Annotated in this window: 11 protein-coding genes; 10 read left to right on the forward strand and 1 reads right to left on the reverse strand. The window is 34.3% G+C overall.

What is annotated here, in order from left to right; genetic code table 11:
- Positions 1 to 44 precede the first annotated feature (44 nt).
- The 6 genes from Q0893_RS07370 to rlmN all read left to right on the forward strand — a co-directional run bounded on the left by Q0893_RS07370 (position 45) and on the right by rlmN (position 8,057).
- Complete coding sequence (locus Q0893_RS07370) at positions 45 to 1,946, forward strand: DUF3857 domain-containing protein (RefSeq protein ID WP_298900233.1); 1,902 nt, start codon at positions 45 to 47, stop codon at positions 1,944 to 1,946.
- 15 nt (positions 1,947 to 1,961) lie between these two features.
- Positions 1,962 to 3,980, forward strand: a complete 2,019-nt coding sequence (locus Q0893_RS07375; protein ID WP_299273933.1) for a hypothetical protein — start codon at positions 1,962 to 1,964, stop codon at positions 3,978 to 3,980.
- Between the two features lie 2 nt (positions 3,981 to 3,982).
- Complete coding sequence (locus Q0893_RS07380; RefSeq protein WP_298900231.1) at positions 3,983 to 4,309, forward strand: nucleotide pyrophosphohydrolase; 327 nt, start codon at positions 3,983 to 3,985, stop codon at positions 4,307 to 4,309.
- Positions 4,310 to 4,338: 29 nt separating this feature from the next.
- Positions 4,339 to 5,565: a 3-phosphoshikimate 1-carboxyvinyltransferase gene (locus Q0893_RS07385; protein ID WP_299273937.1), complete on the forward strand. Its 1,227-nt coding sequence runs from the start codon at positions 4,339 to 4,341 to the stop codon at positions 5,563 to 5,565.
- 135 nt (positions 5,566 to 5,700) lie between these two features.
- Complete coding sequence (gene queA / locus Q0893_RS07390) at positions 5,701 to 6,750, forward strand: tRNA preQ1(34) S-adenosylmethionine ribosyltransferase-isomerase QueA (protein ID WP_298900229.1); 1,050 nt, start codon at positions 5,701 to 5,703, stop codon at positions 6,748 to 6,750.
- Between the two features lie 266 nt (positions 6,751 to 7,016).
- Positions 7,017 to 8,057, forward strand: coding sequence for a 23S rRNA (adenine(2503)-C(2))-methyltransferase RlmN (rlmN, locus tag Q0893_RS07395; RefSeq protein ID WP_298900228.1), 1,041 nt, complete (start codon positions 7,017 to 7,019; stop codon positions 8,055 to 8,057).
- A 48-nt stretch (positions 8,058 to 8,105) separates the two neighbouring features.
- Here the strand turns inward: rlmN and Q0893_RS07400 are convergent, their stop codons facing one another.
- Positions 8,106 to 9,362, reverse strand: coding sequence for a T9SS type A sorting domain-containing protein (locus tag Q0893_RS07400; RefSeq protein ID WP_298900227.1), 1,257 nt, complete (start codon positions 9,360 to 9,362; stop codon positions 8,106 to 8,108).
- A gap of 157 nt (positions 9,363 to 9,519) precedes the next feature.
- Between Q0893_RS07400 and Q0893_RS07405 the strand changes: the two genes are divergently transcribed.
- From Q0893_RS07405 to Q0893_RS07420, 4 genes are all read left to right on the forward strand, one after another.
- A complete protein-coding gene (locus Q0893_RS07405; protein ID WP_298900226.1) occupies positions 9,520 to 10,497 on the forward strand; it encodes a polyprenyl synthetase family protein in 978 nt (325 codons plus the stop codon).
- A gap of 105 nt (positions 10,498 to 10,602) precedes the next feature.
- Complete coding sequence (locus Q0893_RS07410) at positions 10,603 to 11,169, forward strand: RNA polymerase sigma factor (RefSeq protein ID WP_298900225.1); 567 nt, start codon at positions 10,603 to 10,605, stop codon at positions 11,167 to 11,169.
- Positions 11,156 to 11,998: a hypothetical protein gene (locus Q0893_RS07415; RefSeq protein ID WP_299273943.1), complete on the forward strand. Its 843-nt coding sequence runs from the start codon at positions 11,156 to 11,158 to the stop codon at positions 11,996 to 11,998. The genes Q0893_RS07410 and Q0893_RS07415 overlap by 14 nt, the downstream gene beginning before the upstream one ends.
- A gap of 26 nt (positions 11,999 to 12,024) precedes the next feature.
- The gene (locus tag Q0893_RS07420) at positions 12,025 to 13,095 is read left to right on the forward strand and encodes a hypothetical protein (RefSeq protein ID WP_299273946.1); all 1,071 of its coding nucleotides are present in this window, start codon (positions 12,025 to 12,027) and stop codon (positions 13,093 to 13,095) included.
- Positions 13,096 to 13,125: the final 30 nt, after the last annotated feature.

A 13,125-nucleotide genomic window follows, 5' to 3' on the forward strand; every position in this document is an offset into this window, starting at 1 on the left:
ACTGCTATATTTGATATAGCTATTAAACAAAAACTCTAAACTAAATGCCCTTCAAATTTTTGACCACACTATGCTTGATGCTTTTATCATCTGTAGTAATAGCTCAAGATGACGATTTGCTCAAATCGTCTACAATTCCTTTACATTTATATACAAAGTCTAACGCTGTAATTAGATATGATAATGTTGCCATTGAGGTTAAGGCTTACAATAAGTTTTTATATAAAAGAAAACGTATAGTGACTGTTTTTAATGAAGAGGGAATACGTTATCAAGGCACAGTCGAGTCTTATGACGAACATATAAAAATTAAGTCATTGGAGGCAAGGGTTTTTGATAAAAATGGCAAGGAAATCAAGAAATTTAAGGAAAGAGATTTTGAAGATGTAAGTGCTGTTAGCGGCGGAACTTTATATTCGGATAATCGTGTTAAGTATTTAGATTATACACCTATTAGTTATCCGTATACTGTGTTATACGAGGTTGAAGTGGAGTATAATAGCACCGCATTTTTTCCAAGTTGGAGACCCATTGAAGGGTTTTATGCGAGTACACAAAACTCTGAGTATAACGTCACTAATAATTCGGGTGTTGAATTAAAAACAAAAGCTGTTAATTTTGAAGACTTTGATATTGAAACACTTGGTGACTTGCATTATAAAGCTAAAAACTTGATGGCAATAAAGCCTGAAGCCTATAGCCCTGCATTTGCAACATTTGCACCTGTTTTGAGAGTTGCACTAACCGAATTTGAAATGGAAGGTGTTAGAGGAATTAATAACAACTGGGAAGATTTCGGAAAATGGATGTACGATAAGTTACTAACAGGTACAGAGTCACTTCCAGAAGAGATTAAAATCGAAATTAAAGACCTCACTAAAGATGCAACAACAGCTGTAGAAAAGGCAAAAATTGTATATAATTATATGCAAGAAAAAACGAGATATATTAGTGTTCAAGTAGGTATTGGAGGCTGGAAACCTATGCTCGCCGAAGATGTAGAACGTTTAGGTTATGCAGATTGTAAAGGCTTGTCTAATTATACAAAGGCCTTACTAAAAGAAGTAGGTGTAGAAGCCCACTATGCTGTCATTTATGGAGGTAAAAACTTAACAAGTGTTGATAAGGATTTCTCTGCAACCGAGGGAAATCATGTAGTGCTATGTGTACCTAATGAAGATCAAGATATTTGGTTAGAGTGTACCAGTCAAACTAATCCGTTTGGTTTTATTGCTAGTTTTACAGATGATCGTGATGCTTTGTTGATTACACCTGAAGGCGGAAAAATTGTTCATACAACAACCTATGGCGAAGAGGATAATCTGCAACGCACCAAAGCTAATGTGACGCTTTCGGCAACTGGAGAAATTAATGGAGATGTTACAATTAAAACCTATGGTTACCAGTATGCCTTACACGAGGGTGTTCAAAACCAACCGTTGAGGGATCAAGAGTTGTATTTTAAAGAATATTGGAGTCATATCAATAATCTTTCAGTAAAAAACATCGAGTTTATTAACGACAAAGAGAATATCGTATTTACTGAAAAAGTTGACGTATCATCATCTAATTTTGCAACTAAAAGCGGGAAACGTCTATTGTTTCAACCCAATGCATTTAATAGAGTAGAAGGTATACCAACACGTTATGAAAACCGAACACTAGATTTTCAAATTGAAAGAGGTTATAAAGACGTAGATGAGTTCGTTATTAAAATAGACGCTGGTTTAAAGGTAGAGGCTATGCCTAAACCTTTTGAAATCTCTAATAAGTTTGGTGTCTATAAGTTTTCCATTGAAAAACGCTCAGATCACGAATTGGTATACAAAAGAACTCAAATATTAAACAAGGGTTATTACCCAAAAGAAGACTATAATGATTTCCGTGCATTTATGTCTGCTATTGTTAAACACGATAAAACTAAAGTCGTACTTACCTCCAATTAAATTAAATATCTAACCATGAAACAACTATTAACCGCGATGCTCCTTGTAGCATTTACTTTAACTGGCAATGCCCAAAATCACAAATTTGGAAAAGTCTCGAAAGAAGAGTTAGAACAAAAACAACATGCAATAGATTCAACTGCTAGTGCTGCTGTATTGTATAAAAACGAAAATATTTATTTTGAATTTGCGGATGAAAAGGGATTTATGCAGCGACGAGAAGTACATGAACGCATAAAAATATACGATAAAGAAGGTTTTGATTATGCTACTGAGAAAATCTTCCTATATCGTGGAAACGGAGGGAGTATTGAACGATTAAGTGGACTCAAAGGCTATACTTACAACTTGATTGATGGGAAAATTCAAAAAGACAAGCTAAAAAAAGATGGAATTTTTGAAGAAGACGCAAATGAGTTTATTGAAATTAATACGATTACGATGCCTAATGTAAAAGAAGGTTGCATTATAGAGTTTGTCTATAATGTTACATCTCCTTTTTTAGGCATTGATGATATTGTTTTTCAATATAGTATTCCAATTGATAAACTAGATTTAAGAATAGCGAGTCCAGAATACTATGTGTATAATAAAAAAGTGAATCCTAGAGCTTTTTATTATCCAGACATTAAAAGTTCTACAGAAAACAAATCAGCCACTTATAAAAAAACTGTTCAAAACAATCAAGCTTCAAGAAGTGTTAAGAATTATTCTAGCGGCTCGTTTGAGTATAAGGTAAATGTTCTAACGGCCAATGAAACTGATATACCATCCTTAAAAGGAGAAGCATACGCAGGTAATATGGATAACTATAGAGCCAAAATGAGTTTAGAGCTATCAGCCATTTTAAATAGTTATGGTGCTGTCGAGAAATCCTTTTCTTCTAATTGGGAAAATGTATCTAAATCTATATATGATGGGTCCGATTTTGGAAACCAACTCAATAAATCTAACTTTTTTAAGGATGATATTGCAACGCTCATGGCATCGGCAACTGATGATTTTCAAAAAGGATTTATTCTACAATCCTATATAAAATCCAAAGTAAAATGGAATGGGTTATACGGTTTTAGAACTCATAAAGGCACTAGGAAAGCGTATAAAGAAGGCGAAGGTAATGTAGCAGATATTAACCTTTTACTTATTGCTATGCTGCGATCTCAAGGGGTTAATGCATCACCTGTTTTAGTAAGCACTAAAGATCATGGTGTTCCATTGTTTCCTACAAGAAAGGGCTTTAACTATGTGATATGTATGATAGAAAGTCAAGATAGTTACGCTCTATTTGATGCTACAGAAATGTATAGTATGCCTAATGTATTACCGCAACGTGTTCTAAACTGGCAAGGTCGTGTCATAAAGGATGATGGCACATCAAGATGGGTGTCATTAAGGCCAACAGGGAAAGCTAAAGGGTCTACAGCGTTAAATGTGAAAATCAACGATGACTTCTCAGTAAATGGAAAAGTAAGACGAAATATTACAGACCACTTAGCAATGTCTTATCGAAAAAGAAACACTGGAATTAGTGATGACGAGCATAGAAAGCGTTTAGAAAAAAACAACGGGGATATTGAAGTCACTGAAATAGAATACCAAAATGGTACAAATATTACAGAGCCCGTTAAGTTATCTTACAACTATGCACTTAAAGATGGTATAGATGAAATTGGAGATAATTTATATTTTGCACCAATGCTCTTTATGGCAACAAAAGAGTGTCCGTTTAAGTTAGAAGAACGTCAGTATCCTATTGATTTTATCTTCCCTTTTGAAGATAAGTATATGATAAATATTATGATTCCTGAAGGCTATCAGGTAGAATCATTACCAGAGAGTGGTATCTTTGAATTTAAAGACGGTGAATCTAAATTCACATATAGAGTTAAAGAGAATGGTAATTTTCTTCAATTTAATATTGCTTTAGAAATCAATACCTCTTTTATTAACTCGGCAGACTATAAAGTGTTTAAAGAGTTTTTTGAAATGATAGTAGAGAAGCAATCAGAACAAGTGGTTCTTAAAAAAGTTTAGATATGGACATAAAAAATGCGCAACTCAATGTTGATAATTGGATTAAAACTCATGGCGTAAGATACTTTAATGAGCTTACCAATATGGCACAACTTACCGAAGAAGTTGGAGAAGTGGCACGAATAATTGCCAGACGTTATGGTGAACAAAGCGAAAAAGAAAGTGATAAAGATAAAGACCTCGGAGAGGAGCTGGCAGACGTAGTTTTTGTAGTTTTGTGTTTAGCAAACCAAACAGGAATAGATTTGCAAAGTGCTTTCGATAAAAAAATGGACAAAAAAACAAAACGAGATCACGATAGGCATCATAATAATGACAAACTAAAATAAACCATTCCTGCCTAGGCAGGAATTTTTTTATGACTATAAAACTTCATAAATCATCAATTCGTAATACCTCGCATATTACAATAACAGGCTCAAAAAGTGAATCTAATAGATTACTACTTTTAAAAGCATTATACCCAGAATTGGAGATAGACAATATTTCAAATTCAGACGATTCAAAGGTCATGCAGAAGGCTTTAGATTCTGTAGATGATGTTATTGATATCCACCATGCCGGAACCGCTATGCGGTTTTTAACGGCCTATTTCGCACAACAAATGGGTAGAGAAGTTATTCTTACAGGCTCCCAAAGAATGAAGGAACGACCTATCGAAATATTGGTAGATGCCTTAAACCAGCTAGGAGCCGATATTTCTTATCTCGAAACTCATGGATGTCCTCCGCTTAAAATTAAGGGCAAATATTTAGTAAAAAATAAGGTCACTTTAAAGGCTAATGTGAGTAGTCAGTACATTTCGGCATTATTGCTTATTGCGTCTGGTTTAGAAAACGGACTAGAATTAACTTTAGACGGAGAGATAACATCAATTCCTTATATCAATATGACTCTAAATTTATTGAATCAATTAGGAATTAAAACCACATTTGAAAATCAAATTATTAGTGTGAAACCTAAAGCTAATGATTTGAATTCACACCATGTCACAGTCGAATCCGATTGGTCGTCTGCCTCCTATTTTTATAGCATTGTTGCTTTAAGTCCAGTTGATACTGAAATCCAATTAACAGCCTATAAAAAAGAGTCTTTACAAGGCGATGCCGTCTTAGCAGATATCTATAAAACCTTTGGCGTTCAAACCACATTCGAAAATGAATCTATTAGACTTAAAAAAGTAGAAGAGATTCAAGAAAAGGCTGTAGCATTTCAGCTTAATAAATCTCCAGATATTGCTCAAACAATTGCAGTAACTTGTCTTGGCTTAGGAGTTAATTGCCACCTGTCCGGGTTGCATACACTTAAAATAAAGGAAACTGACAGATTAGTAGCGCTACAAAATGAATTAGAGCAACTCAACGCAAAGGTTGATATTTCAGAAGACACCTTAGAATTATACGCAACAGCACATATCAAAAAAGACGTTACCATAAAAACATATAACGACCATAGAATGGCTATGGCATTTGCGCCTCTCGCCTTAAAAACAAGCCTGTATATCGAGGATTTTATGGTAGTTTCAAAATCGTATCCCACATTTTGGGAGGACTTAAAAACTCTAGGTTTTAAAATTTCTAAATAAATACACCAATTTACTTGACAACCCCTATGTTGAGATTGTATATTTGCAACTTGCAAAAAATAAGCACAACTGAACCTTTACGATTACATTAAGGAAATGTTCTAAGTCTTATTAAAATCAATAAAACTATTACATATGAAATTATCACACTTCAATTTTGACCTTCCAGAAGAATTATTGGCCGAGCGTCCTTCAGATATAAGAGACGAATCCAGATTAATGGTTTTGGATAGAAAAAATCAAACAATCGAACATAAACTATTTAAAGATGTCATCGATTATTTTGACGAAGGTGATGTTATGATCTTAAATAACACCAAAGTTTTTCCTGCACGTTTATACGGAAACAAAGAAAAAACAGGGGCAAGAATTGAAGTATTCTTATTAAGAGAGCTAAATGAAGAACAACGACTTTGGGATGTATTGGTAGATCCAGCTCGTAAAATTAGAATAGGAAATAAGCTGTATTTTGGTGATGACGAAACTTTAGTAGCAGAGGTTATTGACAATACAACCTCTAGAGGTAGAACACTTCGTTTTTTATATGACGGATCTTATGGAGAGTTTAGAAGAAAACTAACAGAACTAGGACAGACACCACTTCCAAAATATATTAAAAGAGATGTTGAACCAGAAGATGAAGAGCGTTACCAAACAATCTTTGCTAAAAACGAAGGAGCTGTTGCAGCACCAACGGCTGGATTACACTTTTCTAAACACTTATTAAAGCGATTAGAAATTAAAGGTGTAGAGTTGCCAGAAGTAACATTGCACGTAGGATTAGGAACTTTTAACCCTGTTGAGGTAGAAGATTTGTCTAAGCATAAAATGGATAGCGAAGAAATTTTTGTGACAAGCCCAGCTACAGATATTATTAATAAAGGAATTGCAGATAAAAAACGTGTATGTGCTGTCGGTACTACTGCCATGAGAGCTATCGAAAGTTCGGTATCGTCAAGCGGAACACTAAATGAGTTTTCTGGTTGGACAAACAAATTTATTTTTCCACCTTATGATTTTAGTATAGCTAATAGTATGATTACTAATTTCCATACACCTAAGTCAACATTATTAATGATGGTGTCGGCATTTGCAGGGCATGACTTTATGAAAGAAGCATACGAAGAAGCTGTTAAAGAAAAGTATCGTTTTTATACCTATGGTGATGCGATGTTGATTATTTAATACAAAACAATATAGTATTAAAAGCCTTGTGTTATCATAAGGCTTTTTTTATTTTGGGCATTCCCCTAAAGGGTCGTGCTTTCCGCTATATCTTTTTATGTTAATTCTAATGTTTCGTTTATAGTTTGTTATCTTAAGTGATTAGAATTAAAAGACAAACCTATTAAGAATGCATAAAAAGGATGCCGCTGCAATCACTAATGCTAGACATACATTGAATATTTAGGCATACCATCAGGTAATTTTACCCTATTTTTGCAACATATATGGACATTAAAAAGAAAGACATTCGAGCGCTTACAAAGGAACAGTTGAGAGACTTTTTTGTAAAAGAAGGTGACAAAGCATTCCGAGGAAACCAAGTCTATGAATGGCTATGGAGTAAGGGTGCTCACACTTTTGAGGATATGACTAATATCTCAAAGGCAACCCGCCAAAAACTTGAAACACATTTTGTAATCAATCATATTAAGGTAGACCAAATGCAAAAAAGCGCAGATGGTACGATTAAAAATGCAGTGCGTTTACATGACGGGCTTATAGTAGAATCTGTTTTAATTCCGGCAAAAAATAGAACAACTGCCTGTGTGTCGAGTCAGGTAGGTTGTAGTCTCGACTGTAAATTTTGCGCCACAGCACGATTAAAACGAATGCGTAACCTAAACCCAGATGAAATTTATGATCAGGTTGTGGCCATCGATAAAGAAAGTAGATTATATCATAATAGACCACTTAGTAATATTGTGTTTATGGGCATGGGAGAGCCACTTATGAATTATAAGAATGTGCTCAAGGCCATAGAAAAAATCACATCGCCTGAAGGTTTGGGGATGTCGCCAAAACGCATTGTGGTATCAACATCTGGTGTGCCTAAAATGATAAAGAAAATGGCCGATGACGAGGTGAAATTTAAGCTAGCTGTTTCGTTGCATTCTGCCATCAATGAAACCCGAACATCCATAATGCCTTTTAATGCTACGTTTCCTTTAGAGGACTTAAGAGAGGCTTTAGAGTATTGGTATGCTAAAACAAAAAATAGAATTACATACGAATATGTGGTTTGGGATGGAATTAACGATTCTAAAAAAGATGTGGATGCACTTATTAAATTTTGCAAATTCGCTCCTAGTAAAGTCAATTTAATTGAATATAACCCTATTGATGATGGCGAGTTTCAACAAGCTAATTCTAAAGCCATAGATATGTATGTGTCTATGTTAGAGGCTCATAATATTACGGTTACGGTGAGGCGTTCTCGAGGAAAAGATATCGATGCGGCTTGCGGTCAATTGGCAAACAAAACATAAAAAAAAAGAGCTACAAACTGTAGCTCTTTTTTTATGTTGAAACGTGTTTTATTGTTTTAAAAGTTTTAAGGTTTTCGATTGGCCTTCTATGGTAACTTTAGCTAGATAAACACCATCTTTTAAAGACGACATTTGAACCGTCTCTTCCGTTAGAGATAATTGTTTGTCAATAACTTGTTGTCCTAGAATATTGTATATGGTAATATTATCAAAAGATTGACCCGAAGACTCAAGCGTTAACACATCTGTCGTTTTATTATAAGAATGTGTGAATGCATTCGTTTCAAAATCTTCAACTCCTAAAGTAGCATCTACAGCGATATCAAATAAGATGATAATTCCACTATTTGCTGCTGGAGTGGTTGAGTGAATGGCAAAATAGAAATCGCCATCTGCAGTTGGCGTATAACTTACAGTACTGGTATAAGCATTTTGTATCAAAGACGCTAGATCACCAGCTTGCGTAATACCAGAGTAAGTACCTAATACAGATTGAGAAGCTGCCGCAGAAGACGGAGAGTCTAAAACAACAATATCAAAAGATTCCTCTGCTGCTGGCGCCGGATTATTAAATACATTATACATTACGGTAAATGTATATTCTGCATCGGCTACACCATTAAAAACAGGTAAATATAACCAATCATCTTTTGCTACTCCTGCTGCCTGTGGAAAAATTAAGCCAACACCATCATCCATGGCGTCACCGTCAAAATCATTACCATTGTTGTATCCCCAAGTTGTCGCATCGGCATCAACATTTTCAATAGTATAGCATGCTATTAACGGATTTATGTCTGCAAAATCATAAGAATAAGGACTGTCAGTACTGCAATCTACAGCAGTTTCAGTAAGGATAAAATCAAATCCACCAGCACTCCATCTATCATCCCATGCAAATGTATAGGTAACACCACTGCTTACAAGAAATGTAGCATCAGATAAATAATTTCCACCTACAGCTGCACCATTAATGTCATCATTTCCACCAATACATGTTAATGAGCCACAAGCTCCTTCGTAAATATGTAAACGTGTATCTCCGCCAGCACTACCTGGTAAATCTGATGTAATATTTGCTATACCATCAACAGAAGCAGTGAATGTATACCATTCTCCAGCAGTTCTTGGATCTGGATCTGCTGCGTTTGCGGCGCACTCTGGCGTGGGTATGTCACTACCATCTACACCAGCAACAGTCACTGTTACATCGGCCGACACAGCAACCGCTGTTGCACACGTGTCTTGGGCATTCGTGAAGTTGAATGCGATTAAAGCTAAAAATAATAAAGTAATTTTTTTCATAAAGTTCAGAGTTTTAATTAATTAACAATTAAATATACAAAATAATGCTATAAGCCATTTCTTACATGCTAATTTTAACTAATTATTATCACTAATTAATTTCTATACGGACATTATTAGTAATTTTGTAAAATACATATCTGAATACTTACTTTAATTGAAGATTACCGAACAAATAAAACAACCCATTACCTATGAAATGGAACTTTTTGAACAAAAGTTTCTACTTTCTATGTCAAGTAAAGTGGCGTTGCTAAATAGGATTACACATTATATTGTTAATCGCAAAGGAAAACAAATGAGACCTATGTTTGTTTTTCTCGTTGCTAAAATGGTAGATAATGGCCAGGTGAGCGAACGTACTTATAGAGGAGCTTCGGTGATTGAATTGATACATACCGCTACATTGGTGCATGACGATGTTGTTGATGATAGTAATCGTAGGCGTGGCTTTTTCTCTATTAATGCACTTTGGAAAAATAAGATAGCTGTGCTTATTGGTGATTACTTACTATCTAAAGGATTACTGCTATCAATAGATAATAACGATTTTGACTTACTCAAAATAATTTCTGTGGCAGTAAGAGAAATGAGTGAAGGTGAATTACTTCAAATTGAAAAGGCTAGACAATTAGATATTACTGAAGATGTTTATTATGACATTATAAGGCAAAAAACAGCTACCTTAATTGCCGCTTGTTGTAGTTTAGGTGCAGCATCAGTAAAACCTAATTCAGATCATGTGGAGTCTATGCGGAAATTTGGAGAGCTTATAGGTATGGCATTTCAAATTAAAGATGACCTCTTTGATTATGGAGAAGAAGCTATTGGCAAACCTACAGGAATTGATATTAAAGAGCAAAAAATGACATTACCACTCATTCATGTGCTTAATAATTGTTCTAAAAAGGACAAATCTTGGCTTATTAATTCTGTAAAAAACCATAATAAAGATAAAAAGAGAGTAAAAGAAGTTATTGCTTTTGTAAAAGCTAATAACGGGCTAGAATATGCCATTGATAAAATGAGACAGTTTCAAACTGAAGCACTTTCTATATTAAAATCATATCCAAAATCTGAGTATAGAACAGCTCTAGAGCTAATGGTGAATTATGTTATTGATAGAAAAAAATGATTCTATCTATTTGATAATCAATTGTATATAATTTTTTTTAATTCTTGGGCAACCATTTGCATCATTCTTGCGTCTTTATAAATAGAAGACCAAACGAAAGTTATTTTGAAAGTCATTCAATTACATCACAAAAACAACACAACGCTTATTAAAAAAGCGGCTAAAGGAAAGCGAGATGCTCAGCATACACTGTTTGAAATTCATGCACCTAAGATGCTAAGTGTTTGTAGATATTATATAAAGGATATGCAGCATGCAGAATCTGTGATGTTAAAAGGATTTTTGAAAGCGTTCACTAATCTGAAAACCTTTAAGAATGAAGGGAGTTTTGAAGGATGGTTAAGACGTATTATGGTTAGAGAATCTATTTCTTTTTTACGACAAGAAAAAAATGTTGAATTCTCAGTTGAAGACGAAACATTCACAAACGAGCACTACAATAATGTAGAATCTCAGATTGAAGTGGCTCAAATTCAGCAAATCATTGATGAGCTTCCAGAAGGTTATAAAATGGTATTTGTCATGTATGCAATTGAAGGTTATAAACACCACGAAATCGCTGAGATCCTGAATATTTCTCAGGGCACTTCAAAATCACAATTGTTTAAAGCAAGACAGATGCTTCAGAAAAAAATTAAGGACATAAATACAACAAGTTATGGCACCAATTAAATTTGAAGAAAATATAAAAGACAAGTTAGAAAAACGCTCCATTCGGCCGTCAAGTGATGCTTGGAACCAGTTGTCAGAACAACTTGATGCCCAAAATAAAAAGAGCTCTAGAAGTTTGTTCTTATATATAGGAATTGCGGCAAGTTTTGTTGGTGTTTTACTAGTGACTACGTTATTTTTTAAATCTTCTGAAAAGCAAATAGTATCACCAAACGTAGTAGAAACTGAAGTTAATGAACAGATTAAAAGTGAAGATGCGAATCGTCCTTTTGAGCTAGCAACTGAAGAAAACGTAGCTGTTGACAGCGCAACTAAAAACGAGAGTTTAAATACGAATGCCGTTAATACAGAGAAATCTTTAACAACATCAATTGAAAAAGAACGTATTAAAATGGCTCAAATTTCCGAAGAAAAGAAAGCTCCTATTGTTGAAGAGAAATCTATTATAGAAAATTTAAATACTCAAGATACTAGGGTTGCTTTAAATAAACCGAACAAGGGAATAGAGGATATAGAAAAAGCATCAATAGCTGTAAATACCTTGACGCAGGAAGAGTTAAAAGTACTTAAGGTAGTTAATCAAATCAAAGCATTAGATGCAGATGGTACAGCGGCAACTGATGAAGAAATAGAAGACCTTTTAAAGCGAGCGGAAAAAGATATTTTAAAGCAACGAATATATAACGAAACAACACGAACGGTTGATGCCGATGCACTTCTTCAAGACGTTGAGGATGATCTCGATCAGTCGTTTAGATCCAAAGTATTTGAAGCTCTGAAATCGAGTTACAATACGGTAAAAACTGCAGTTGCCGAACGTAACAATTAAATAATCATCAATTAAAAACAAACATTATGAACACTATTACTAAGTACGTAGTGCTGCTCACCCTATGTCTAATTGCAACGGGTATGAGCGCACAAGAAACACAAAAAGATTCAATTGCATACAGGGAAAATGGTCTTAAGATAGATCGATTAACTGAACTAAAGAAAACAATTCAAGAAGAAGAACGTGAATTTTTAAAGGCTGAGGTTGAAATGATCAACGAACGTTTAGAAAAAGGACTCATTACAAAATCTCAAGCCGAAAAACTAAAGAAAGAAGCTGCCAAAAAACGCGCTTTAAATATTGAAAATCGTATTGCTATTATTGACAATAAAATTGCTCTATTAGAACGTAATGATGCAGAATATAATGATGGAAATAGTGAATCGGTAATGATTGGCGTTAGTTTAGGGAAATTTTCAGGATTTAGTTTTAGTAAAAACAAACCGAAAAAATACGACAAACGAACAACAAGTGATCTTGTGTTTGCCGTAGGTTTTAATAATGCCATTGGAGAAGGTCAAAAAATAGGTGACGAGTATACTTTTATGCAATCTGGATTTTTAGAATTAGGCTGGGCTTGGAAGACAAGAGTGTTTAAAGACAATAATGCTGTACGTTTAAAATATGGTTTTTCATTCCAATGGAATAAATTAACACCTAAAGACGATCGCTATTTTGTACAAGATGGAAATACAACCACCTTACAAACGTTTCCGTCGGAATTAACAGAATCAGAGTTTAGAATTACAAATCTCGTTTTTCCTTTGCATTTTGAATTTGGGCCATCTAAAAAAATTGAACGCAAAAACTACTTTAGATACAGTACCTATAAGCATTTTAAAATAGGTATTGGAGGTTACGCAGGTTTTAATATTGGAACACAACAAAAGTTACGTTTTAAAGAAGATGGTGATCGTGTGAAAGAAAAAATAAGACGTAGTTATAATGCCACCCCTTTTGTTTACGGATTAAGCGCTTATGTAGGTTATGGAAGTATTGGTATTTATGCCAAGTACGATTTAAGTCCGATGTTCAAAGATCAAACATTTGACCAACATAATTTATCTATGGGATTCAGATTTGATTTGGATTAGTCTAATTATATATTCAAATAAAAGCCGATT

It is taken from the genome of uncultured Psychroserpens sp., from assembly GCF_947494225.1.
Taxonomy (GTDB): Bacteria; Bacteroidota; Bacteroidia; order Flavobacteriales; family Flavobacteriaceae; genus Psychroserpens.